This window comes from Bifidobacterium pullorum DSM 20433, assembly GCF_000771405.1.
GTDB lineage: Bacteria > Actinomycetota > Actinomycetes > Actinomycetales > Bifidobacteriaceae > Bifidobacterium > Bifidobacterium pullorum.
The window spans coordinates 12947-38159 of record NZ_JDUI01000002.1 but is presented as its reverse complement, the minus strand read 5'-3'; the positions used below and the strand labels follow the sequence as shown (position 1 = coordinate 38159).

Sequence of the window (25213 nt, the reverse complement as noted above, 5' to 3'; positions counted from 1 at the left end):
GATATGGGGCCATGGGGATGGCCGCATGGTTGGGAATGGTGCGTGACGTGTTGGTTCCACGCGGATGCGCGGGGTGCGACATGCCCGATGCCGTGCTGTGCCCGCGGTGCCGGACGCTGTTCGCGGGGACCCATCCGTTCCCGATGCCGGGCACGAGGCTGGGGGAGGGATACGCCTGCGCGTGGTATCGCGGCGAGGCGCGGCATGCGGTGCTGGCGTGGAAGGACCATCGTGACGAGGAATGCGACGGTCCGTTCTCGGAGGCGATGGCGGCCCTGACCGCCGACCTGGTCCCCTCGGTCGGGCATTGCCGTTGTCCTGTGGCGGTGGTGCCGGCCCCCTCGTCATCCGCATCATTGCGTCGGCGTGGACGTTGGCAGACGCTGACGTTGGCGCGGGCAGTGGCCGAGGGCCTGCGCCGGCATGGCATCGAGGCGGCGGTGGTGCCGATGCTGACGATGCGGCATGTGCGTGACCGGGCGGTGCAGCTGCACGGCGGCCGGCGTTCCGGTCGCGTCCGTGGACGGATCCTTGTCGAACACGCCGGGCGATGCCCCGGCACCGACGCCGTCGTCGTCGACGACATCGTCACGACGGGATCGACGATGCGGCAGTGCGTGGAGGTGCTGAACGAGTCGGGCCTGCGTGTGCTGACCTGTCTGGCATTGGCGTATACGCCGCAGTCGGATCAGGCTACGCCATGACGTCGTCCGCGATGTGGTATTTGGGCAGGCGGATCTCGAAGTCGGCGCCACGCGGATCGTCGACCACCGTCACGGTGCCGCCGTGCAGTTGGGCCGCCCAACGGGCGATCGACAAGCCGAGTCCGGTGCCGCCCGATTCGGTGCCCGGTCCCGTCTTGCCTTTGACGAAGCGGCGGAAGATCTCCGAACGGGCCTGCTCCGGGATCTGGGAACCGTAGTTGACCACATTGGTCACGATCATGCCGTGTTCCGTATCCTCGTGGGTCTCGATGAGGACCTCGGTGCCATCGGCCGAGTGCTTGAGCGCGTTGGCGATGACGTTGGTGAACAGCTGGCGCAGGCGGTCCTGGTCGCCCTCCACGCGGATGTCGTCGGGCACGCGCACGTCGATGATGTGCCCGTGTCCGCCGTCCGCGATCTCCAGCGGTTCCACGGTGTCGTCGATGAAGTCGTGGAAATCGAACCATTCGATCTGAAGGCTCGCGGCCCCGGCCTCCATGCGCGACAGGTCCAGCAGGAACGCGATGAGATCGGAGAGCCGGTGCGTCTGGTTCAGGATGCTTTCCAGATTCGCCGGTGTCGGCTCCACGATGCCGTCCGCCATGTTCTCCACCATGGCCTGCAGCGCGGAGACGGGGGTGCGCAGCTCATGGCTGACGTTGGCGACCATATCCCGCCGCATCTGGTCGGCATGCTGCAGCTCCTCGGCCATCTCGTTGAAGGAGCGCGCCAGCTGGCCCACCTCGTCGTTGCTGTCGGTCCCGGTTTCGACCCGGACCGTGTAGTCGCCGTCGGCCATGGCCTTGGCGGCGTTCGTCATCTGCCGTAACGGCGAGGTCAGGCCCCGGGAGAAGAAATAGGTGATGCCGAGCGCCACGATGAGCGTCAACGGCATCGCAATCCACCCACTCCAGCCGAATTTGAGCAGGAACCATGCCATGACGAATGCGATGGCGGTGGAGAAGGTGATGATGACGGCCAGCTCGGTTTTCAGGGAGTCCAGCAAACCAATGGGCCGTTCCGTGTGCAGAACGGCCCTGAATGGTTGCTTGGGGGTGTGCGCGGGGCTCACTCGTCCTGCTCCGGTGGCTCGAACGCATAGCCCACGCCGTGCACCGTGCGGATGGTCTGCGACCCCAGCTTGTGACGCAGCGCCTTGACATGGGAGTCGACGGTTCGCGTGCCGGAGGCGTCGACCCAGTCCCACACCTCTTCGAGCAGCTTCTCCCTGGTCAGCACGGACTTGGGCTTGCGTGCCAGCGTGGCGAGCAGATCGAATTCGGTGGGCGTCAGATGGACCGGCTCGCCGTCCAACGTGACGATGCGCTGCGCCGGATCGATGACCAACGAGCCGAAATCGAGGATCTTCTCGTTCTCCGAGTTCTTGGCGATGGCCTTGGCCCGCTCGACGCGGCGCAGCAGCGCCTTGCAGCGGGCGATGAGCTCGCGCATCGAGAACGGCTTGGTCATGTAGTCGTCGGCCCCGGCGCCCAGTCCGGTCACCTTGTCGGCTTCGTCATCCCTCGCGGTCAGGATCAGGATGGGGACGGGCCGTTCGGCGACGATGCGTTTGGTCGCCTCCAGCCCGTCCATGACGGGCAGCATGATGTCCATGATCACCAGATCCGGTTTCAGCTGGGACGCGGCCTGGACCGCGCTGGCCCCGTCCGAGGCCACGCGCACCGTCCAGCCTTCGGCCGTGATGCGCTGGGCGATGGCCGTGGCCAGCGTGGGCTCGTCCTCAACCACCAATACCGTGTGTGGTGCCGTCTGTCGTGCTGCCGTGGTGAGCATGTGATCCGCCTTTCAGTCCTCGGGTACCAAGAATACAGCGCCGAGGGCCGGAATGGTGAGTTTCGCGGACCAGTCGCGCGAATGGTATTCGCCGGCGACGGCCTCGAAGGTGCCGTTGTGGATGTCCGAACCGCCGTACTTGGCGTCATCGGTGGTCAGCGCCTCGCGCCAGCGGCCGCCCTTGGGCAGCGGGACCTGGTAGTCCTGCCAGGCGTTGCCGGAGAAGTTGACCACGACCACCATCTGCTCGCCGTCCCTGCCGATGCGCATGAAGCTCAGCGTGTTGTGGTCGGCGTCGTCGCTGGTGAGCCACTGGAAGCCGGCCGGGTCGAAGTCCTGGCTCCACAGGGCGGGGGAGTCCTTGTACAGCGCGTTGAGGTCGGCGACCAGACGCTGCACGCCGCGGTGCTCCTCCCAGTTCAGGCAGTCCCAGTCCACCGAGGCGTTGTGGTTCCACTCGCCGTACTGGGCCAGCTCGTTGCCCATGAACGTCAGGTTCTTGCCCGGATGCGCCCACTGGTAGGCGAACAGCGCGCGCACGCCCGCATAGCGCTGCCAGTCATCGCCCGGCATCTTGCCGAACAGCGAGCCCTTGCCGTACACGACCTCGTCGTGGCTGATCGGCAGCACGTAATGCTCCGAATAGGCATAGACCATCGAGAACGTGATCTCGCCATGGTGCCACTTGCGGTTGATCGGGGATTCATGCAGGTACTGGAGCGTGTCGTGCATCCAGCCCATGTTCCACTTCAGGCCGAATCCCAGGCCCCCGGCGTCGGTCGGCGCGGTGATGCCCGGATACGCGGTGGACTCCTCGGCGATCATCATGATGCCCGGGTTGTTCTTGTACGCGGTGGCGCAGGCCTCCTTGAGGAAGTCGATGGCCTCCAGGTTCTCGCGTCCGCCGTAGATGTTCGGACGCCACTGGCCGGGTTCGCGGCTGTAGTCGAGGTACAGCATCGAGGAGACGGCGTCCACGCGCAGGGCGTCGATATGGTATTCGTCCAGCCAGAAGCAGGCGTTGGCCACCAGGAAGTTGCGCACCTCGCGACGGCCGAAGTTGAACACGTAGGTGCCCCAGTCCGGGTGCTCGCCGCGCATCGGGTCGGGATCCTCGTACAGCGGGGTGCCGTCGAAGCGACCAAGGGCGAACCCGTCCTTCGGGAAGTGGGCGGGCACCCAGTCCATGATCACGCCGATGCCTGCCTGATGCAGCTTGTCGACGAGGTACTTGAAATCGTCCGGGCCGCCCTGGCGGGAATCGACCGCATAGTATCCGGTGACCTGATAGCCCCAGGATCCGGCGAACGGGTGCTCGGCCAGCGGCATGAACTCCACGTGGGTGAAGCCCTCCTGGCTGACGTAGTCGACCAGCTCGTCGGCCAGCCCGCGGTAGTCCAGGCCCTGACGCCAGCTGCCGGCATGGACCTCGTAGATGCTGACCGGACCGTCATGGGGGTTGGTGGTGCGGCGATGCTCCATCCACTCGTCGTCATCCCACGCATGCGTCGACTCGACGACGATGGAGCCGGTGCGCGGCGGCACCTCATGCGAACGCTCCATCGGGTCGGCCTTCATCACCCATTCGCCGCTGGCGTTGAGAATCTGGTACTTGTAGATCTCGCCGGCCTGCACGCCGGGGATGAACAGCTCCCACACACCGGAGGAGCCCAGTTCGCGCATCGCGTGACGCCGTCCGTCCCAGCTGTTGAAGTTGCCGACCACACGCACGGCGTGGGCGTTCGGCGCCCACACCGAGAACGCGGTGCCGACCATCTGCTCGCCGGCGGTGCCGTCGGCACCGCCCATCGGATCGTCGAAGCGCATGACGTGGGCGCCCAGGGTCTCCCAAAGACGCTCGTGACGCCCCTCGCCGAACAGGTAGGTATCCATCTCGCCGATCGTGGGCAGGTACCGGTACGGGTCGTCCTCGACGATCGTCGGGCCGTCCTCGTAGGAGGTGCGGATGCGGTAGTCGGGCACGGAATATCCCGTATCGGTCTTCGCGGCCGGAACGATGGCCATGAATACGCCGTTATATTCGTGGGTCGCCTCGTACTCGCCATCCTGGGTGATGACGGTGACGGTCTTGGCCAGCGGGCGCAGGACGCGCACGGTGACGCAATCCTCGTGCGCGCCGATGCCCAGATGGCCACCAAGCACTTCATGGGGGTTGTAGAACTCGGCGTTGCTCACCGAATCGAGCACTCCCTGGTTGACGGGTACAGCGACAATATCTTCGTTGATGTTATTGGTCATAGCAAAAGTGTACGCATGGAACGGCCCATAAGTGGGGCAATGTGTCGAAAATAATCGGAAAATGGACGAGTCCACGCCATACGGCATAATTATTCGAGTTTTTGCGTACGTATTCACGGAGGATTCATGGGTTACAAGGTCGGCGATATGGTCGTCTATCCGCGTCACGGGGCCGCGAAGGTGGAGGCCGTCACCGAACGGACGGTGCGGGGCGTCACCCGCGAATATCTGCAGCTGTCGGTGCTGTCGTCGGACGGTCTGGTCATCAACGTGCCGGTGGACAACGTCAAGAAGGTGGGTGTGCGTGACATCGTCGACGCGAACGAGGTCTCCAAGGTGTTCGAGATCCTGCGCACGCCGATCGTCGAGAAGGAGATGAACTGGTCGCGCCGGTACAAGCTGAACGTGGAGAAGATCGCCACCGGCGACGTCAACAAGATCGCCGAGGTGGTGCGCGATCTGGCTCAGCGCGATGTGGACGAGCACGGCCTGTCGGCGGGGGAGAAGCGCATGCTGACCCGTGCACGCAGCATCCTGACCTCCGAGATTGCGCTGTCCGAGAAGATCGAGGAGTCCGAGGCCCAGCGCCTGCTGGACGTCAACCTGGGCTACGAGCAGCCCCAGCCGGGCGACGAGCGGCATCACACCGAGGCCCCCGAGGAGGCGGCGCAGGATACGCTGGCCCGCCTGGAGGCCGAGGGCAAGAAGTCCAAGCGGAAGTGAGCGGCTCGGATATGCGCATCGGACAGGGGTTCGACGCCCACCGGTTCGCCGATCCGGAATCGGATCGCCCCCTGTGGCTGGCGTGCCTTCCCTGGGATGGCGCCGGCATCGAGGGCGATTCGGACGGCGATGTCGCCGTCCATGCATTGATCGATGCGCTGTTGTCCGCCGCGGGATTGGGGGATATCGGCTCCCTGTTCGGCGTGGGGGCCGATTCCGCGGGGGCGGGTTGCCATGGCGAGGCCATGCTGCGTCGTGTCGTCTCGGAATTGGACGCGCATGGGTTCGCGCCGGTGACGGCCAGCGTGGTGGTCATCGGCAATCGACCCAAGATCGGTCCCAGACGTGCCCAGGCCGAGGCCGCGTTGTCGGCCGCCGTGGGCTGCCGCGTGTCCCTGACGGCCACCACCACCGACGGCATGGGGTTCACGGGCACCGGCGAGGGGTTGGCGGCCATAGCCAACGCATTGGTGACCGAGAAGGCCTGAACGGTGCAGTGACGTATCGACGGAAGGCGGCCGGCACCGAAACGTGCCGGCCTCCTTCCGTTCGTGTGTGGCGTGCCGGATCCGACGTGGTGTGAGCCCAACGAGGTCGGGCCCGCGGCCGGGATCAGCGGCGTTTGCGCAGCGCCTCCACGCCTCGGGCGATGGCCCAGAACGCCGTGGACAGTGCCACGATGATGAAGCTGGGCGGGGCCGGGAACATGGCGGACAGCACCAGTCCTCCCCAGATGGCCACCAGGCACAGCAGCGTGGCCAGGACCATGGCCCTGAACGGTGAGGCCGCGAGGATGTTGGCCGTGGCCGCCGGGGTGATGACCAGCGCGAAGATGAGCAGGGTCCCGACCGCCGGCACCGCGATGGTGATGACGCCGGCCATGATGGCCATGAACACGATGTTCATGGCGCCGATGGGCACGCCCTTGGCCTGGGCCACCTGTTCGTCCAGGGAGCTGAACAGCAGCGGGCGGTAGATGACGGCCAGAACCGCCAGCAGGATGGCGTCGAACAGCAGGAAACCGATGATCTGGCCGGTTGAGATCGTCAGGATCGAGCCGAACAGAATGGACTGCATCTGTTGGGATGCCGAACTGGACAGTCTGGAGAAGAACAGACCCAGACCGGTGGCGAACGCCAGCACGGTGCCGGTGGCGATCTCCCGCTGCGAGGCGCGTTTGCCGAGCGCTCCGATCACCAGCGCGCCGCCCAGCGCGAAGATGCCGAGCCCCGCCGAGACCGGCAGGCCGAGCAGCGCCGCGCCGGTGGCGCCGGGCAAACCGATATGGGCCAGGGCGTGCGCCGCGAAGGTGGAGTGCCGGGCGATGGTGAAATAGCCCATCACGCCGGCGGCCAGGGATATGGCCAGGCCGGCCAGGAACGCGTTGGCCATGAACGGGGCGGACAGGGTGGTCAGCCAGTTCGGATCGAAGGCGAACGAAATGCCGTTCATCGGGAGCCTCCCTCATGGTGGTGCATCATCGCCAGCTCGGCTGCGTCGTGGGTGTGCTGCGGGACGGCTTCGCCGCTCCCGTTCCCGGGGGTGACGAACATATCGCCCTGGGGGGTGGTGACCACGCGCACGCTGGTGCCGTACAGATGGGTGAGCAGGTCGGAGTCGAGGACCTTGTCCAACGCCGCGTAATGGGGGTGGCCGTCCAGCAGGTACACGGCGCCGGTCAGGATCGGCAGCAGCATGTTGATGTCATGGGCCACCACCTGTATGGTCATGCCCATCTCGCGGTTGAGTTTGGCCAGCACGTCCACCACGGAACGCTGGCTGGCCATGTCGAGGTTGGCCAGAGGTTCGTCGAGCATGAGCAGCAGCGGGTCGCTGACCAGCGCCTGCGCGATGGCGACGCGCTGCCGCTGGCCTCCCGAAAGCTCGGAGAGCCGGTATGCCGCACGGTCGGCGATGCCGACGAATTCCAAGGCCTGCCTGGCTTTGGCGCGTTCGGCGCGCGAGACGATGTGGATGCCGAACATGGTGCCGGTCAGCCCGAGCAGCACCGATTGCTCGGCGGTCAGGTTGGAATCGATATCCGAGGTGTAGCTTTGCGGCACGTATCCGATGCGTTGGTTCGCCGCGCCGGCGGGTTGCCCCAGCACCTGGATGCTGCCGTGGTCCAGGGGCAGCAGGCCGAGTTCGGCCTTCATCATGCTGGTTTTGCCGGTGCCGTTGGTGCCTACGATGGCGGTGACCGAGCCCATCGGAATCTCGAAGTCGCCATCCCTCCAGATGATGCGGCCGCCCCGGCGTATCGCGGCTTCGCGGAAGATCACGCAGGGGGCATCCTGTTCGGGCTGCGCATTGCGCTGACGCATACTGATCGCTCCTGAATGGCAATGATGGTGAAGACTGATTCAGTATGCCAAATGAGATTGACAATAATTCTCAATAGTGACGGTCGTGAGCCGGCTCACTCATCGGAATCCTGTGGGTCCTTGTCCGATGCCTCATCCTCGGTCCCGGCATCGGAATCGTTCTGCGAATCGGATGGGGAGGAATCCTCGGAGGGCTCGTCCACGGGCAGCAGACCGTCGACCGTCTCCACCAATGCGGCGATCCAATCCGTCGGATTGGCGAATTCCTCGGGCATCTGCTCACTGACATCGAATACCGGCATGCCGGCGTTCGCGGCGGTCTCGGTGATCATATCGGAGGCGTCGCTGCCCTGCTGCGTGTTATCCACCAGCAGGTCGACGCCCTGCGAGGCGATCAGGTCCTGGAATTCCTGAAGGTCGGCGGGCGCCGGCTCCGCCTCGTTGGCGGCGGCCTGCGCATAGCCCTCCGGGGTCAGGTCCTCGAACCCCAGATCGCTCATCAGATAGTAGGCCACCGATTCCGTGGCCGCGTACGTGACGTTCGGATGGGATCGGGAGAACGTCTCCATCGAATCCTCCAGCTCCTGCTCGTGGTCCTGCCACTGCGCCAGCCTCTCCTGGAAATCGGCCTTCTTGTCGGGCAGAAGCTTGGAGAACGCCTCGGCCAGCTCGGTGGCCATGCCGTTGCGGGCGTCCTTGGAGAACCACAGATGCGGATTGTCGCCTTCGGAGGCGCCGACGGTCTCCGCGGCCGACACGCTCACCGTCCCCTGGCCCAGATTCTTCGTGGCCCAGGCGTCATATCCCGCACCGTTGCTGACCACTACCTGCGCCTGCTGCAGCGCGGCCATATCGGAGGACTGTGGCTCGAAATCGTGGGCGTCCACCGCCGTCGTGTTCACGATCGAGGTGACGGAGACGTCGTCCCCGCCGATCTGCGCCGCCAACGACCCCCACTGGTTGACCGAGGCGACCACGCTGATCGGGCCCTGGGGTTCGGCCGAAGGTTCCACGGGGTCCGCCTGCCGCCCGTCCTGCCCGCATCCGCCCATGGCCGCGACCATGCCGCATATGGCCGCGATCGCCGCGATTGTGCCCCAACGGTGTGTTGCGCCCTTCATATCCGTAGCTCCTTAGCATGCCGCGCCGCCCAGGTTGTGGGCTGTCGATTATGGCCTGACTCCACGATAGCCTACGATGCAGAGCATCGGTTCAACGAAGCAAGGAGCGTTCACATGCCCACCAAACTCGATGGCAAGGCGGTCGCCGCCGCGATCAAGGACGAACTGCGACAGCGCGTTCAGGCGCTGGCGGACCGCGGTCTGGAGCCCGGGCTGGGCACGCTGCTGGTGGGGGAGGATCCCGGCTCGATCAAATACGTGGCCGGCAAGCATTCGGATTGCGCCGATGTCGGCATCCGCTCGATTCGGCTCGATCTGCCTGCCGGTGCGGATCACGGGCGTATCGCGGCCGCCGTTCGCGAACTGAACGACGACCCGGCCTGCACCGGATTCATCGTCCAGCTGCCGCTGCCCGCGGGGGTGGACGCGAACGCGATCATCGGTCTGATCGATCCGGCCAAGGACGCCGACGGCATGCACCCGTACAATCTGGGCGAACTGGTGCTGCATGTCGACGGGGACATCGACACGCCGCTGCCGTGCACGCCGCGCGGCGTGCTGACGCTGCTCGACCATTACGGCATCGACCTGAACGGCAAGCATGTGTGCGTGCTGGGCCGTGGCATCACCATTGGACGGACGATTGGACTGATGCTGACGCGGCGTGACGTCAACGCCACCGTCACGTTGTGCCATACGGGGACGCCGGACGTCGCCGAGCAGATGCGCAGGGCCGACGTCATCGTGGCGGCGGTGGGATCGGCCGGATTCGTCCGCCCGGACTGCGTCAAGCCCGGCGCGGTGCTCGTTGACGTAGGCGTTTCGCGCGTCTGGGACGAGGAAGCCGGACGCTACCGCATCAAGGGGGACGTTGACCCGGCCTGCTACGAGCTGTGTTCGGCGTACACCCCGAATCCGGGGGGCGTGGGGCCGATGACGCGCGCCATGCTGCTCGCCAATGTCGTGGACATGGCGGAACGGGCGGCCCGCTGACCCGATGCCGCCGCTGGAATATTTCGGGCGTGTCGTTTTCGGGGGAGCCGTGGTTTTGGCCATGGTTGCCGGTATTCTGGGCACTTGTGTGTGCCGTGAGGCGCACGCGGATAACTGAAGAACGATTTTATCCACCCACTAGTTACAGAAACCACAATTAATGGCACAGAACAACACGGAAGTCACCAAGGTCGCGATCAACGATATCGGCACCGAAGAGGACTTCATCAAGGCAGTCGATTCCACCATCAAGAACTTCGATGATGGTGATCTGGTCGAGGGTACCGTCGTCAAGATCGATCATGACGAGGTCCTGCTCGATATCGGCTACAAGACCGAGGGCGTGATCCCCTCCCGTGAGCTTTCCATCAAGAAGGACGTCGATCCGGACGAGGTCGTCGAGGTCGGCGACACCGTCGAGGCCCTTGTCGTCACCAAGGAGGACAAGGAAGGCCGTCTGATCCTGTCCAAGAAGCGTGCCCAGTACGAGCGCGCCTGGGGCGATGTCGAGAAGATCAAGGAATCCGATGGTGTGGTCGAAGGCACCGTCATCGAGGCCGTCAAGGGCGGTCTCATCGTCGACATCGGCCTGCGCGGCTTCCTGCCGGCCTCCCTGGTCGAGATGCGTCGCGTGCGCGATCTCAGCCCGTACATCGGCCAGACCATCAAGGCCAAGATCCTCGAGCTGGACAAGAACCGCAACAACGTGGTCCTGTCCCGTCGCCAGTACCTCGAGGAGACCCAGTCCGAGGTCCGCGAGACCTTCCTCTCGCAGCTCAAGAAGGGCCAGATCCGCGAGGGCGTGGTGTCCTCCATCGTCAACTTCGGCGCGTTCGTCGATCTGGGCGGTGTGGACGGCCTGATCCACGTCTCCGAGCTGTCCTGGAAGCACATCGACCATCCGTCCGAGGTCGTCAAGGTCGGCGACAAGGTCACCGTCGAGGTGCTCGACGTCGATCTGGACCGCGAGCGCATCTCCCTGTCGCTCAAGGCCACCCAGGAGGATCCGTGGCAGCGCTTCGCCCGCACCCACGTCCCCGGCCAGATCGTCAAGGGCAAGGTCACCAAGATCGTCCAGTTCGGCGTGTTCATCTCCGTCGAGGACGGCATCGAGGGCCTGGTGCACATCTCCGAGCTGGCCAACCGCCACGTCGAGAACCCGGAGACCGTGGTCAAGCCGGGCGAGACCGTGTTCGTCAAGGTCATCGACGTCGACCTGGATCGTCGCCGCATCTCGCTGTCCCTCAAGCAGGCCAACGACTCCGTCGACCCGGCCTCCGAGGACTTCGATCCGGCGCTGTACGGCATGCCGGCCGAGTACGACGAGCAGGGCAACTACAAGTACCCCGAAGGCTTCGACCCGGAGACCAACGAGTGGATCGCCGGCTTCGAGAAGCAGCGCGAGGAGTGGGAGGCCCAGTACGCGGCCGCTCACGACCTGTGGGAGCAGCACAAGGAGTTCGTGGCCAAGGAGATCGAGAACGCGGCCGAGTCCGCCGCGGCCGACGGCCAGGCTCCGCGCCAGGAGCGTGTCGAGGAGACCTCGAACTACTCGTCCGAGTCCACCTCCACCGGCACCCTCGCCGATTCCGACCAGCTCGCCGCCCTGCGCGACCAGCTGCTCGGCAAGAACTGAGCCGACTCTCGTTCCCCAGGGAACCGATAGTCCGATGGACGGCCTCCGCTGCGGCGGGGGCCGTCCCGTTTTTCCGCGCGGATGCACTGCCGTTCGGCTTCGTCGCGGGCGCAGACGTTGCACGTCGTGGCACAATGTCATACATGACGAACGGTGATGGGCATATGATTCGCGTCGGGCTGACGGGCGGCATCGCGGCGGGCAAGAGCACGGTGGCCGCGCGTTTTCGGGAGTTGGGCGCATCCGTTGTCGACTACGACGACCTGGCTCGCGCGGTCGTGGCGCCCGGTGGCGAGGGGCTGCGTCGCATCGTCGAGGAATTCGGAGAGCGCGCCGTGGGGGCGGACGGCACCCTCGACAGGGCGTGGATGGCGGATCACGTGTTCGGCGCGGATGCGGCGCCGGGTGCCCGTGAACGGCTCGACGCCATCGAACATCCCCTGATCTATCGGGAGGCCGAACGCATCGAACAACGGTTGTCGGGGACGGGGGATGGCCCGGGCCGGGGGAGGGACGAAGGGCGCCGGACGGATCCGCCGATCGTCGTGCATGACGTGCCGCTGCTGGCGGAGGTCATCGACGCCATGCCGTTCCGGTTCGACCATATCGTGACCGTGGAGGCGTCCGTCGAGACGCGCGTCGCCCGGATGATCGCGACGCGCGGCATGACCCGCGATCAGGCCTTGGCCCGCATCGGCAGCCAATCCACGCGCGCCGAGCGTGAGGCGATCGCCGACGTGGTCATCGACTCCGAACAGCCGTTCGAACAGATGTTCGATGCTGTTGATACACTGGTGGCGCAGTGGCGGTCCGGGTGCGGGGAGCCGTCCCGCCGAGCGACGGAACAGGAGGTCTGAGATGGGGTTCAATATCGAGCGGATCGACAAACCGTTCGTCGTCAAGTCGCCGTATCAGCCGTCCGGCGACCAGCCGCAGGCCATCGAGGAGCTGGCCGCGCGCATCGAGAACGGCGAGAACGACGTCGTGCTCATGGGTGCCACCGGCACCGGCAAGACCGCCACCACGGCATGGCTCATCGAGCGGCTGCAGCGGCCCACGCTGATCATCGAGCCGAACAAGACGCTGGCCGCCCAGCTGTGCGCCGAATTCCGCGAGCTCATGCCCGACAACGCGGTCAGCTACTTCGTCTCCTACTACGACTATTACCAGCCGGAGGCCTACATCCCGCAGACCGACACCTACATCGAGAAGGACTCGAACATCAACGACGACGTCGAGCGTCTGCGCCATGCCGCCACCGCGAACCTGCTGACGCGGCGCGACTGCGTGGTGGTGGCCACCGTCTCGTGCATCTACGGCCTGGGCACGCCGGAGGAGTACGCCGGGCGCATGCTGCTGCTCAAGGAGGGCCAGCAGCTTGATCGGGACCAGCTGCTGCGCCGGTTCGTGGACATGCAGTACAAGCGCAACGACATCGCGTTCACCCGCGGCACGTTCCGCGTGCGCGGCGACACGGTGGAGATCATCCCGGTGTACGAGGAGCTGGCCGTGCGCATCGAGTTCTTCGGCGACGAGATCGACCGCATCTCCACGTTGCATCCGCTGACCGGCGACGTCATCGACCACGTCAGCGAGACGCACATCTTCCCCGCCTCGCACTACGTGGCCGGTCCCGAACGCATGGAACGGGCGTTGGGCACCATTCGCGAGGAGCTGGACGAGCGCGTGGCCGAGCTGCGCAAGCAGAACAAGGAGCTGGAGGCGCAGCGCCTGACGATGCGCACGAACTACGACCTGGAGATGCTCGCCCAGGTCGGTAGCTGTTCGGGCGTGGAGAACTATTCGAGGCATTTCGACGGGCGTGACCCGGGCACCCCGCCGCACACCCTGCTGGATTTCTTCCCGGACGATTTCCTGCTGGTCATCGACGAATCGCATGTCACGGTGCCGCAGATCGGCGCGATGTACGAGGGCGACGCCAGCCGCAAGCGCACGTTGGTCGAACACGGGTTCCGTCTGCCCAGCGCCATGGACAACCGGCCGCTCAAATGGCCGGAGTTCCTGGATCGCGTCGGCCAGACCGTCTACCTGTCCGCCACGCCGGGCGACTACGAGCTGGGGTTGTCCGACGGCGTGGTCGAACAGATCATCCGCCCGACCGGCCTGGTCGATCCCAAGATCGAGGTGCGACCGGTGGAAGGGCAGATCGACGACCTGCTGGCCGAGATCAAGGATCGCGTGGCGCGCGGCGAACGCACGCTGGTGACCACGCTGACCAAGAAGATGGCCGAGGACCTGACCGATTATCTGCTCGAGCGCGGCATCAAGGTGGAGTACCTGCACTCCGACGTCGACACGCTGCGGCGTGTCGAACTGCTGCGCGAACTGCGCGAAGGCAAGATCGACGTCATCGTCGGCATCAACCTGCTGCGGGAGGGCCTGGATCTGCCGGAGGTCTCGCTGGTGGCGATCCTCGACGCCGACAAGGAAGGGTTCCTGCGTTCGTACCGTTCGCTGATTCAGACGATCGGCCGCGCGGCGCGCAACGTGTCCGGCACGGTGATCATGTACGCCGACGAGATCACCGAGGCCATGCACAAGGCCATCGACGAGACCAACCGCCGCCGTGACCGGCAGATCGCCTATAACAAGGAGCACGGCATCGACCCCAAGCCGCTGATCAAGAAGATCAGCGACGTCAACGACATGCTGGCCAAGGAGGACGTCGACACGCAGACGCTGTTGGCCGGCGGGTACCGCAACGCCGGCAAGGCGGGGAACAGCCATCTGGGCGTGCCGCCCGCGGCCGACCGGCAGGAGGCGCAACGCCGCCATGAGGAGCTGCTCAAGGCGGGGCTGCCGGCCCAAGACCTGGCCGACCTGATCCGCCAGTTGAGCGAGCAGATGCATACGGCGGCCGAACAGCTCCAGTTCGAGCTGGCGGCCCGGCTTCGCGACGAAATCCGTGACCTGAAGAAGGAACTGAGGCAGATCACCGAGGCCAAGCGCTGACGTTCCGGCGGGGCCGACCCCCGGATGCCTTGCCCGCGGGCGGCGTATCCCTGCGGGCAAAGCGTGTCCGTGATTGTGTCCACCGGAATGTGAGCGCTAACAAACACACCGTGCGGAAAAGTGGCTCCGTTCAGGTTTTCCTAGTAAACTGTCATGTGGCAACTGGGTCGTCAGACCCCCACACGTCAAGAAGGATAGGCAGCCATATGCGTAAAGCCAAGATCGTAGATACCATCGGTCCCGCCACCGAATCGCTCGAGAACCTCACCAAGCTCGTTGAAGCGGGTATGGACGTCGCCCGTCTGAACCGCTCCCACGGCACCCCTGAGGATCACCTGCGCGTGTACAACAACGTGCGTGAGGCTTCCAAGACCGCGGGCCGCAACGTGGCGGTTCTGGTCGACCTGCAGGGCCCGAAGATCCGTTGCGGCTGGTTCAAGAAGAACGCCGAGGGCGAGGACAAGGTCCAGCTGACCGAGGGCCAGGAGTTCATCATCACCACCGACGACATCGAGGGTGACGAGCACATCACCTCCACCACGTTCAAGGGCCTGCCGGGCGATTGCCACGCCGGCGACCCGATCCTGATCGACGACGGCAAGGTCCGTCTGGAGGTCACCAAGGTCGAGGGCAACAACGTGCACACCAAGGTCATCGTGGCCGGCCCCGTCTCCTCGCACAAGGGCATCAACCTGCCGGGCGTGGCCGTGTCCCTGCCCGCGCTGACCGAGAAGGACGAGGAGGATCTGCGCTGGGCCATCCAGACCGGCGCCGACATCATCGCCATGTCCTTCGTGCGCTTCGCCTCCGACATCGATCGCGCCCATGAGATCATGGACGAGGAAGGCCGTCGCATCCCGGTCGTGGCCAAGATCGAGAAGCCGCAGGCCCTGGAGAACCTTGAGGATATCGTCAAGGCCTTCGACGGCATCATGGTCGCCCGTGGCGATATGGCCGTCGAGTGCCCGCTCGAGGAGGTCCCGCTGGCCACCAAGCGCTGCATCGAGCTGGCCCGCCAGTACGCCAAGCCGGTGATCGTTGCCACCGAGGTGCTGGGCTCCATGGTCAACTCCCCGGTCCCGACCCGCGCCGAGGCCTCCGACTGCGCCAACGCCATCCTGGATGGCGCCGACGCCACGATGACCTCCAACGAGACCGCCGTCGGCAAGTACCCGGCCGTCACCGTGGACACGATGAGCCGCATCTCCGGCTACGCCACCGAGCACGGCTACGACCGCATCCCGCAGCTGAAGAACCTCGACATGTCGTCGACCGGCGCCGTGTCGTCCGCCGCCGTGGACCTGGCCGACAAGCTCAACGCCAAGGCCATCGTGGCCTACACGCAGACCGGTTCCACCGTGCACCGCGTCTCCCGCGAGCGTCCGGCCACCCCGATCTACGGCCTGACCAACAACGAGCACACCTACCACTGGCTGGCTCTGAGCTGGGGCACCGAGGCGTTCCTGCTCGATGAGGACTACCATGACAAGTCCCGCAAGGAGCTCATGGTCTTCACCGATTCGGTGCTCAAGAGCGCCGGCAAGGTCGCCGACGGCGACAAGATCGTGGTCCTGAGCTCCGCCCAGGGCGAGCACAAGGCCGGCAGCACCGACACGATCTACGTGCACACGGTTGGCGCCAACGAGTGAGCATGACGCCGCATCGGCGGTGTTGACGCTACGTTGAACGCGAATCGGGGTCCCTTATCCGGGGACCCCGATTCTCATATCCGCCGCAGGACACGTCGGCGCGTCGGTTGGCAAGTTCTGGCTGATATGGTATATTTCCGTAGGTTGGTATATGCCCCTGTATCCCAATTGGTAGAGGAAGCAGCCTCAAAATCTGCGCAGTGTGGGTTCGAGTCCCACCGGGGGCACGGTATTGATTCGACTGTATGAAATACCCGAGGTCGGGTATCTTCGCGCGACCTCGACGATCAGGAATGGAAAGAGGTCGGCATGGCTGCAAGGAATAAGACCGCGGAACCCGGAGACGAGATGAACGAGGTCGTGCTCACCGACGAGGAGATCAAGGCCGCGGCCGAAGGGGACATCGAGGCCGTCGCCAAGTCGAAGGAGAATGAAACCCCGCGCAAGCGCACCGTCGTGGTCGCCGAGGATGAGTCCGTCAACCGTATGGATTTGGTGGCCATGCTCGAGGACAACGGATACGAGGTGGTCGGCGAGGCCGCCAATGGTGAGGAGGCCATCGAGCTCACCCGCAAGTATCGTCCCGATGTGGTGTGCATGGATGTCAAGATGCCCCGTATGGACGGCATCGCCGCCGCCGGCATCATCTGCGACGAGAACATCGCCCCCGTGGTGATGCTCACCGCGTTCTCCCAGTCGGACCTGGTCAAGAAGGCCACCGGTGCCGGCGCCATGGCGTATGTGACCAAGCCCTATGAGGAATCCAAGCTGCTGCCCGCCCTTGAGGTGGCCATGGGCCGTTTCGCCGAGATCAACGATCTGCTGGACAACGTGGAGCGCAGCGAGAACAAGCTGCGTGAGACCGAGGAACGGCTCAAGAAGATCGAGGAGAAGCTGAAGAAGACCGAGGAGACGCTCGAGGAGCGCAAGCTGGTCGACCGCGCCAAGGGTCTGCTGATGGACAAGGCCGACTTCTCCGAACAGGGCGCGTTCCGCTGGATCCAGAAGACCTCCATGGACCAGCGCATCCCGAAGAAGCGTCTCGCCCTCGCCATCATCGCCAAGTACGGCGATCCCAAGCCGGAATCCGGTGATGAGCGCTAATCCCGAATCGATGGATGAGAGCACCTACCGCGGAACGCTGCTGGTCGTAGACGGCCATTCCTTGGCGTTCCGCGCTTTTTTTGCACTGCCGGTCGAGAACTTCAGCACGTCCTCCGGACAGCCTACGAACGCGGTATGGGGGTTCGCCACCATGCTCTCGCAGGTCATCGAGTCGGAGCATCCCGACCGTCTCGCCGTGGCGTTCGACGTCAAGGGCGGCACGTTCCGCAACGACCTGCTGCCCCAGTACAAGGGAACGCGTGAGGCCGCGCCCGAGGAGCTGCTCAGCCAGTTGCCGCTGATCCAGCAGATGCTCAAGGCGTTGGGCGTCACGTATATCGAAAAACCGGGATTCGAGGGCGACGACGTCATCGGCACGCTGGCCACCATGGGGGAACGCGCCGGATACCGCACGCTGGTGCTGTCCGGCGACCGCGACGCCTTCCAGCTGGTCGACGAGCACATCACCGTGCTGTATCCGGGTCATCATTTCAAGGATCTCAAACGCATGACCCCACAGGCGGTCGAGGAGAAGTACCATGTGACGCCGGCACAGTACCCCGATCTGGCCGCGTTGCGCGGGGAGACCGCGGACAACATCCCCGGCGTGCCGGGCGTGGGCGACGGATTCGCCGCCAAATGGATCAACCTGTACGGCGGCCTGGACCAGATCATCGAACATGCCGACGAGATCGGCGGGAAGAAGGGCGAGGCGCTGCGGGAGAATCTCGAACAGGTCAAGCTCAACCGCAAGGTCAACGCTTTGGTCCGGGACGTCGACCTGGGCGTCGCCGTGGACGATCTGGCGTTCGGCGCGCTCGACGTCAATGAGGTCGACGCGCTGTTCAAGCGTCTGGAATTCGGGGCCCGAACGAAAAGCCGCGTACTCAAGACCTTCAACGGCGGCGAGCGTCCCGCGGCCTCCGGTGGGGCGGAACCGTCCGGCCAATCCGCATCCGATGGGCTGGACATGCCCGAGTCCGTTCGCATCGACGACGCGGAGACATTGCGTGCCTGGAGCGATCGGCATCTGGCCGAGGTGCTGGGCGACACGGCCGGGGTCGACGGTTCCCGGGCCGGCATCGACCACGAGCATGGCATCAGCGCCGACATCGGCCGCTCCTGGGTGCTGTATGCGCAGGGGCAGTCCAAACCGGGCGACGAGACGCTGACCACCCTGGTCATACTCTGTGGACGGCACGCCGCGCTGATCGAGGGGCCGATGGATCCGGCCCTTGCGAACGAGGTGCGCACGTTGGTCGGGCGATACCACTGCACGATGGTGGTGCACGGGTTCAAGGAACATCTGCACATGCTCTCGGCGGCCGGCATCGATCTGGATACCCCGTTGTTCGACACCAAGCTGGCCGGGTATCTGGTGCATCCGGATTTCCACGCCGAAACGGTGGAACAGGCCGCGGGCCACTTCCTGGACCTGCATTTCGAACAGGAGCAGGAGGCCACCCAGGGACAACTGGATTTCGGGGAATCCTCCGAACCGCGGGAACCAGGGCCGGACGACGGCACCATCAGACGCGCGGCCATCGTCCGTGCGTTGGCCGACGCGTTGGCGCCGCTCATCGACGAACGCCGGCAGTTCTCTCTGCTGCATACCATCGAACTGCCGACATCCCGTGTGCTGCACGGCATGGAGACGGCCGGCGCGCAGGTGGATCTGCAGCGGCTGACCGATATGCGGGACCAGTTCGCCTCCGATGCGCGCCAGGCGCAGGAGATCGCCTGGGAACACGCCGGCACACGGGTCAACCTGCAAAGCCCGAAGCAGCTTCAGGCCGTATTGTTCGAGGACATGGGGCTTAAGCCCACCAAGCGCACCAAGTCGGGGTCATACACCACCAGCGCGGCCGCGCTGCAGGACCTGTACGTCAAGTCGGTGAACAACGAGCGGGCCAACGGATTCCTGGGCGCGCTGCTGCGGCATCGGGAGACGAACAAGCTCAAGCAGATCGTGCAGACGCTGATCGACGCGGTCAATCAGGGCGACGGCCGCATCCACACGACGTATGAGCAGACGGTCGCCGCCACGGGCCGGTTGAGCTCCGTGGACCCGAATCTGCAGAACATTCCGAACCGGAACGCCGCCGGCCGTGAGATCCGTTCCGCATTCGTCCCGGGAGAAGGATACGAGGCGCTGCTCAGCGCCGACTATTCGCAGGTGGAATTGCGCATCATGGCGCACCTGTCCGGGGACGAGGCCCTGATCGAGGCGTTCCGCTCGGGCACCGACTTCCACAAGTACGTGGCCAGTCTGGTCTACGGGGTTCCGGTCGACCAGATCACCCCGGACCAACGCAGCCACGTGAAGGCGATGAGCTACGGCCTGGCCTATGGTCTGAGCACCTACGGTCTGGCGCAGCAGCTCAAGATCAGTCCGGCGGCCGCCGATGTGCTGAAGGACAAGTACTTCGCCACGTTCGGCAAGGTCCACGACTATCTGGAGTCCCTCGTGTCCGACGCCCGGGTCAACGGGTATACCGAGACGATGTTCGGCAGGCGCCGGTATTTCCCCGCGTTGAAGTCGCCGAACCGCGCGGCCCGGGACGCGGCGGAACGCGCCGCCCTGAACGCGCCGATCCAGGGCTCGGCGGCGGACATCATGAAGATCGCCATGATCCATGCGGACAAGGCGTTGAAGGACGCCGGCGTGAACAGCCGCATCATCATGCAGATCCATGACGAACTCGTGGTGGAGATCGCTCCCGGCGAAAGCGAGCGGGTCACCGCCCTGGTCAAGGATGCCATGGAACACGCCGTCAGCATCGCGGTGCCCCTCGACGTGTCGACGGGCATCGGTTCGGACTGGCAGCTGGCTGCACACTGACGGCGCACGGAACAGGAAGGAGATCGTATGCCGACGCTCAAACAGGTCGTGGACGTCCTGGAGACGCTGTACCCGCTGCGTTACGCCGAATCGTGGGACCATCCCGGGCTGATCGTGGGCGATCTGTCCGCACAGGTCCGGCGCATCGAATTCGCCGCCGACCCCACAATGGAGGTCGTGCGGCAGGCCGTCGAGCGGGGGACCGATCTGCTGATCTGCCATCACCCCCTGCTGTTCCGTTCGGTGCATGAGGTGTCGGGGCTGGGCGTGCACGGCGACATCGTCCGCAGGCTCAGCCAGGCGTGTTGCGCGCTGTGGGTGGGCCATACCAATGCGGACGCCTCATACCGGGGAACGGGTACGGCGGCCGCCGATCTGTTCGGATTGATCGACCAGCGGCCGCTGGTGCCCATCGACGATCCCTCCTGCGCACACCCGGTGGGATTGGGGCGCATCGGCGCGCTGCCGGAACCGATGACGTTGGAGGCGTTCGCCCGACGTGTGGCGGACGTGCTCCCGCATACCGAACTCGGCGTGCAGGTATGCGGTCCGTTGGAGGCGCCGGTCCGCAGCGTCGCGGTGCTGCCGGGATCGGGCGATTCGTTGTTCGACGAGGTGCGCGCCGCCGGCGTCGACGTGTACGTGACCAGCGACCTCAGACATCACCCGGCCACGGACGCCATCGAGCAGGCCCGCTACGAGGCGTCGATGCGCGGGCGCGGCATACGACTGGGCGCCGGGGACGCCGCAGTCCGCCCGATGCTGATCAATACGCCCCACAGCGCCATCGAATCGCTGTGGTTCCATTACGCGCTGGACGATGTGCCGCAAGCCGTGGAACAGGCCACGGGGGAGCGGCCGGAGGTGTACTGGAACCGTATGAACACCGATCCGTGGACGTTGTCGATCAGGTGAGGTGACGGGATGGCGGACATGGAACAGAGCGGTGACATCATCGATATGAACCGGCCGGTCAGCGTGCTGGAACGCCACACGGTATACCGGGGCGCGGTGTTCGACGTGGAGGACATGCGACTGGCCCTCCACGCCAAGGACGGTACGGACATCGAGGTTCGCCGGCAGGTGATGAGGCATGCACCGTGCGTGGTCATGCTGGTGCATGACACGGTTGCCGACCGCTACCTTATGGAACGCGAATACCGGGCCGGATCGGATCTGTTCGCGTATGGCCTGCCCGCGGGGCTGATGGACGCCGGTGAGGATGTGATGACCGCCGCGCTGCGTGAACTGCGCGAGGAGACCGGCGTGGCGCCCGACGATGACGAGGCCGTGCACGTGGACCATGCGGGGGCCTTCTATTCGTCCGAAGGCATGTCCGATGAGCTGGCCCATATCATGGTCATCCATCTGGACCGTTGGCACACCGTGCCGCGCCATCTGGACGCGGACGAGCATGTGTGGTCGGCGTGGGTGTCCTGGGAGGAACTGATCCGTGCCGGGGTCACGTCGTCCAATTCGATGATCGCCATCCAGCACGAGGCGATACGTCGCCTGTCTCGTTGAGCGCGGCCGGCCGGCGGCATCATGCCGACATTCGCGACGTGCCGCAATCGTGCCGATAGCGAACCGGTTGGAGACAATACCGTGTCGTGGCGGATACGACGTGCGATACTGGAACTATGCAGATCAGACCAGGTTCGATGTATCCGCTCGGCGCGCATTACGACGGTGCCGGCGTGAATTTCTCCATCTACTCCCAGGTCGCAGAGAAGGTCGAGTTGTGCCTGTTCGACGATCAGGACCGGGAGACCCGCATCGAGATGACCGAGCAGAACTCCTACGTGTGGCATAACTACCTGCCGGGCATCCAGCCCGGGCAGCGGTACGGATACCGCGTCTACGGGCCGTACGATCCGAACAGGGGCCTGCGCTGCAACCCGAACAAGCTCCTGCTCGACCCCTACGCCTACGCCATCGAGGGCAACATCGACAGCGACGAAAGCCTGTTCTCCTATTGGTTCAAGAGTCCCGAGGACAACTCGGCGATGAACGACCTCGACTCGGCCTCGCATACGATGAAATCGGTCGTGGTCAACCCCTACTTCGATTGGGGCGCGGACCGCCATCCGAACATCCCGTACCACGATTCGGTCATCTATGAGGCGCATGTGCGAGGCATGACCAACCTCAACATCGACGTGCCGCCGGACATCCGCGGCACCTACGCGGGACTGGCCTACCCGTCGGTGATCGAATACCTGAAGAACCTGGGCGTCACCACCATCGAGCTGATGCCGATCCACCAGTACGTCAACGACACGTTCCTGCAGGAGAAGGGGCTGAGCAACTACTGGGGGTACAACACCATCGGCTTCTTCGCCCCGCACAACGCCTATTCCAGCTCCGGGCAGCGCGGCGAACAGGTCAACGAATTCAAATCGATGGTCAAGGCCTACCACAACGCTGGCATGGAGGTCATCCTCGACGTGGTGTACAACCACACCGCCGAAGGCAACGACCGCGGGCCGACGCTGAGCTTCAAGGGCATCGACAACCAGGCCTACTACCGGCTCGTCGACGGCGACCCGCAGCACTACTTCGACACCACCGGCACCGGCAACTCGCTGCTCATGCGTTCGCCGCGCGCGCTGCAGGTCATCACCGACAGCCTGCGCTACTGGGTCACCGAGATGCATGTCGACGGCTTCCGCTTCGACCTGGCGGCCACCCTGGCCCGCCAGTTCCATGACGTGGACAAGCTCTCCGCCTTCTTCGACATCGTCGAACAGGATCCGGTCATCTCCCAGGTCAAGCTCATCGCCGAACCGTGGGATATCGGCTCCGGCGGCTACCAGGTCGGCGGCTTCCCCTCCAGCTGGTCGGAATGGAACGGCCGGTACCGCGACTGCGTGCGCGATTTCTGGCGCTCGCAGCCGTCCACGCTGCCGGAGTTCGCCAGCCGTCTGATGGGCAGCTCAGACCTGTACCAGATGAACGGGCGCCGACCGGTCGCCTCGGTGAACTTCATCACCGCGCACGACGGCTTCACGATGAACGATCTGGTCAGCTACAACAACAAGCACAACGAGGCGAACGGCGAAGGCAACCGCGACGGCGAAAGCAACAACCGTTCATGGAACTGCGGCGTGGAGGGCCCGACCAACATCCGCGACGTCAACGAACTGCGCCAGCGGCAGATGCGCAACATGTTCGCCACGCTGCTCGTCAGCCAAGGCATCCCGATGATCTGCGGCGGCGACGAGGTCATGCGCACGCAAGGCGGCAACAACAACGCGTACTGTCAGGACAACGAGATCTCGTGGACGAATTGGGAACTCGACGATTCGCAGCGGGAGATGCTGGCGTTCGTCTCCAAGATGATTCACCTGCGTCTGAGCCATCCGGTGCTGCACCGACGCCGCTTCTTCTCCGGCCGTATGCCGGGCGACCCGGTGGACAAGATCCCGCAGGCCGAATGGTTCGACCATACCGGTTCGATCATGGATATGGCCGACTGGCAGAACACGCACGCGTTCTCGGTGATGATCTACCTCAACGGTTCGGATATCCCGGAGGTGGATTGGTACGGCAACCAGATGGTGGACAACGACTTCATCCTGATCTTCAACGCCCACTACGAGCCGATCCAGTTCACGCTGCCGGACGAACGCTACGGCAAGAAGTGGAAGCTGGTGGTCGACACGCACAACCCCGACGGGCCGGAACTCAACTACGAGGCCGGATTCGCCATCACCGCGCAGTCGCGCAGCTTCCTGCTGCTGATGAGCGACCGGAAACCGGAAGCGGAACGCAAGTTCTAGGACTTATGCCGGTCCGGGCACAGACGGGTGGCAGTCCGCTTCGCGGAGCGGGCTGCCACCCGTGTTGTGTGTTGCGCGGTCGGCAAGGTCTGCGGGTGCGATATACTGATTCATTGTGTCGCGACTGGTGACGACCGGAACCGACGCAAAACGGGCTGTAGCGCAGTTTGGTAGCGCGCCTGCTTTGGGAGCAGGATGTCGCAGGTTCAAATCCTGTCAGCCCGACAAAAGCCTTGAAATACCAACGATTTCAGCCGCTCAATAATGAGCCTTCCCGAATTGTGCTAACACTCGGTAACACAGAAGGCTACCGGTCCTTCTCGCGAGGGGACGATGAGATCACAGGTAGGACGGAACATACCAGGGTACCGTTGCCATATGGCTGAAGGCAAGGGGGCAATGGAAGCGCGACGCCCTATGCGATAATGGGCTTTACGAAGCGCGAACATGAAGGGGGAGTGCTGAATCATGCGAGGCGGTGTCATGGGAGTCTTTCTGCTGGTGGTGGGCGTCATCTGCATCATCTACGGTGTCACCATCATGCTCACCTGGTCGGGAACGGCGTTCTTCCTGGTGTGGTACGTCCTCGGCGTCATCTGCGGCGGCACGGGCGCGCTCGCGCTTGCGTTGCCCGACTCCACCGTGGTGCGCGGCGTCCGCACCGCGGTGTGCTGTCTGACGGTCTGCGGCATCGCCGTCGTCTCCATAATGAGCATCGCCATCATGCATACCGCATACCGTACACCGCCGCGCGACCTTGATTATCTGATCGTGCTTGGCGCACAGGTGCGTCCCTCCGGCGAGCCGTCCGTGGTCCTGCGCTACAGGCTTGCCGCCGCCCGTGACTATCTGGACGAGAATCCGCGCACCCGTGTGGTGGTATCCGGCGGACAGGGGCCCAACGAACCGTGTTCCGAGGGCGAGGCGATGGCGCGCTGGCTCGAACGCGCCGGCATCGACGCCGATCGCATCGTCGTCGAATCCGAGTCGAAGACCACCGTCGAAAACCTGCAGAACTCGCGGGAACTCATCGGCGACGATGATGCGCGCGTAGGCATCGTGACCAACAACTTCCACATCTTCCGAGCCACACGCATGGCCGAACGCCTGGGCATGGGGGATGTCTGGGGAATCCCCGCGCATTCCACGCCGTGGTATCTGCCCAACAACCTCCTGCGCGAATGCCTCGCGCTCGTCAAGGCGGCGATCTGCGGCACCATCTAGAACCCGACGGACGGGGCGAGCCCCGGACCTCTTGAGGCTGATCCTGCGGCGTGCATGTCAGGGTCCTGTCGACAATGTCGGGCAT

At 64.7% G+C, this 25213-nt stretch carries 20 protein-coding genes and 2 tRNA genes; 16 read left to right on the top strand and 6 right to left on the bottom strand.

What is annotated here, in order from left to right; translation table 11 throughout:
- The first annotated feature begins 80 nt into the window (after positions 1–80).
- Entirely contained in the window at positions 81–704 is a 624-nt protein-coding gene (locus tag OU11_RS01490; RefSeq protein ID WP_161782750.1) for a ComF family protein, read from the top strand.
- Here OU11_RS01490 and OU11_RS01485 read toward each other — a convergent pair.
- Genes OU11_RS01485 through glgB form a run of 3 tightly spaced genes read right to left on the bottom strand, consistent with a single transcriptional unit; the run spans position 694 to position 4757 of the window.
- Positions 694–1734, bottom strand: coding sequence for a sensor histidine kinase (locus tag OU11_RS01485; RefSeq protein WP_188599663.1), 1041 nt, complete (start codon positions 1732–1734; stop codon positions 694–696). The genes OU11_RS01490 and OU11_RS01485 overlap by 11 nt on opposite strands.
- Before the next feature lie 38 nt (positions 1735–1772).
- Positions 1773–2498: a response regulator transcription factor gene (locus OU11_RS01480; protein ID WP_033514095.1), complete on the bottom strand. Its 726-nt coding sequence runs from the start codon at positions 2496–2498 to the stop codon at positions 1773–1775.
- Between the two features lie 12 nt (positions 2499–2510).
- The gene (gene glgB / locus OU11_RS01475; RefSeq protein WP_033514094.1) at positions 2511–4757 is read right to left on the bottom strand and encodes a 1,4-alpha-glucan branching protein GlgB; all 2247 of its coding nucleotides are present in this window, start codon (positions 4755–4757) and stop codon (positions 2511–2513) included.
- Between the two features lie 126 nt (positions 4758–4883).
- Between glgB and OU11_RS01470 the strand changes: the two genes are divergently transcribed.
- Positions 4884–5480, top strand: a complete 597-nt coding sequence (locus OU11_RS01470) for a CarD family transcriptional regulator (RefSeq protein WP_033514093.1) — start codon at positions 4884–4886, stop codon at positions 5478–5480.
- 11 nt (positions 5481–5491) lie between these two features.
- The gene (gene ispF, locus OU11_RS01465) at positions 5492–5968 is read left to right on the top strand and encodes a 2-C-methyl-D-erythritol 2,4-cyclodiphosphate synthase (RefSeq protein WP_033514254.1); all 477 of its coding nucleotides are present in this window, start codon (positions 5492–5494) and stop codon (positions 5966–5968) included.
- Between the two features lie 124 nt (positions 5969–6092).
- On the opposite strand, the gene OU11_RS01460 is transcribed toward ispF, so the two are convergent.
- The 3 genes from OU11_RS01460 to OU11_RS01450 all read right to left on the bottom strand — a co-directional run bounded on the left by OU11_RS01460 (position 6093) and on the right by OU11_RS01450 (position 8925).
- Positions 6093–6932 carry a metal ABC transporter permease gene (locus OU11_RS01460; RefSeq protein ID WP_033514092.1) on the bottom strand — a complete coding sequence of 280 codons (840 nt, stop codon included), beginning with the start codon at positions 6930–6932 and terminating at the stop codon, positions 6093–6095.
- On the bottom strand, positions 6929–7804 hold the full coding sequence (locus OU11_RS01455; RefSeq protein WP_033514091.1) for an ABC transporter ATP-binding protein: 876 nt from the start codon (positions 7802–7804) through the stop codon (positions 6929–6931). The genes OU11_RS01460 and OU11_RS01455 overlap by 4 nt, the downstream gene beginning before the upstream one ends.
- Before the next feature lie 95 nt (positions 7805–7899).
- Positions 7900–8925, bottom strand: coding sequence for a metal ABC transporter solute-binding protein, Zn/Mn family (locus OU11_RS01450; protein WP_033514090.1), 1026 nt, complete (start codon positions 8923–8925; stop codon positions 7900–7902).
- 114 nt (positions 8926–9039) lie between these two features.
- Here OU11_RS01450 and OU11_RS01445 point away from each other — a divergent pair, with 114 nt between their 5' ends.
- From OU11_RS01445 to OU11_RS01385, 13 genes are all read left to right on the top strand, one after another.
- The gene (locus tag OU11_RS01445; protein WP_033514089.1) at positions 9040–9918 is read left to right on the top strand and encodes a bifunctional methylenetetrahydrofolate dehydrogenase/methenyltetrahydrofolate cyclohydrolase; all 879 of its coding nucleotides are present in this window, start codon (positions 9040–9042) and stop codon (positions 9916–9918) included.
- A gap of 160 nt (positions 9919–10078) precedes the next feature.
- Entirely contained in the window at positions 10079–11554 is a 1476-nt protein-coding gene (gene rpsA, locus OU11_RS01440; RefSeq protein WP_033514088.1) for a 30S ribosomal protein S1, read from the top strand.
- A 143-nt stretch (positions 11555–11697) separates the two neighbouring features.
- A complete protein-coding gene (coaE, locus tag OU11_RS01435) occupies positions 11698–12411 on the top strand; it encodes a dephospho-CoA kinase (RefSeq protein ID WP_081963394.1) in 714 nt (237 codons plus the stop codon).
- A gap of 1 nt (position 12412) precedes the next feature.
- The gene (gene uvrB, locus OU11_RS01430) at positions 12413–14527 is read left to right on the top strand and encodes an excinuclease ABC subunit UvrB (RefSeq protein ID WP_033514087.1); all 2115 of its coding nucleotides are present in this window, start codon (positions 12413–12415) and stop codon (positions 14525–14527) included.
- Positions 14528–14733: 206 nt separating this feature from the next.
- Positions 14734–16176, top strand: a complete 1443-nt coding sequence (gene pyk / locus OU11_RS01425; protein WP_033514086.1) for a pyruvate kinase — start codon at positions 14734–14736, stop codon at positions 16174–16176.
- Between the two features lie 153 nt (positions 16177–16329).
- Positions 16330–16403, top strand: a tRNA-Leu gene (locus OU11_RS01420).
- 82 nt (positions 16404–16485) lie between these two features.
- Positions 16486–17280 carry an ANTAR domain-containing response regulator gene (locus tag OU11_RS01415; protein WP_033514085.1) on the top strand — a complete coding sequence of 265 codons (795 nt, stop codon included), beginning with the start codon at positions 16486–16488 and terminating at the stop codon, positions 17278–17280.
- Positions 17270–20122 carry a DNA polymerase I gene (polA, locus tag OU11_RS01410; protein ID WP_033514084.1) on the top strand — a complete coding sequence of 951 codons (2853 nt, stop codon included), beginning with the start codon at positions 17270–17272 and terminating at the stop codon, positions 20120–20122. Before OU11_RS01415 ends, polA begins: the two co-directional genes overlap by 11 nt.
- 27 nt (positions 20123–20149) lie before the next feature.
- Positions 20150–21037 carry a Nif3-like dinuclear metal center hexameric protein gene (locus tag OU11_RS01405; protein ID WP_033514083.1) on the top strand — a complete coding sequence of 296 codons (888 nt, stop codon included), beginning with the start codon at positions 20150–20152 and terminating at the stop codon, positions 21035–21037.
- 9 nt (positions 21038–21046) lie between these two features.
- On the top strand, positions 21047–21646 hold the full coding sequence (locus OU11_RS01400) for an NUDIX hydrolase (protein ID WP_033514082.1): 600 nt from the start codon (positions 21047–21049) through the stop codon (positions 21644–21646).
- Between the two features lie 116 nt (positions 21647–21762).
- A complete protein-coding gene (gene glgX / locus OU11_RS01395; protein ID WP_152597029.1) occupies positions 21763–23904 on the top strand; it encodes a glycogen debranching protein GlgX in 2142 nt (713 codons plus the stop codon).
- A 151-nt stretch (positions 23905–24055) separates the two neighbouring features.
- A tRNA-Pro gene (locus tag OU11_RS01390) sits at positions 24056–24129 on the top strand.
- A 258-nt stretch (positions 24130–24387) separates the two neighbouring features.
- Positions 24388–25128, top strand: coding sequence for a YdcF family protein (locus tag OU11_RS01385; RefSeq protein ID WP_052122535.1), 741 nt, complete (start codon positions 24388–24390; stop codon positions 25126–25128).
- Positions 25129–25213 lie beyond the last annotated feature (85 nt).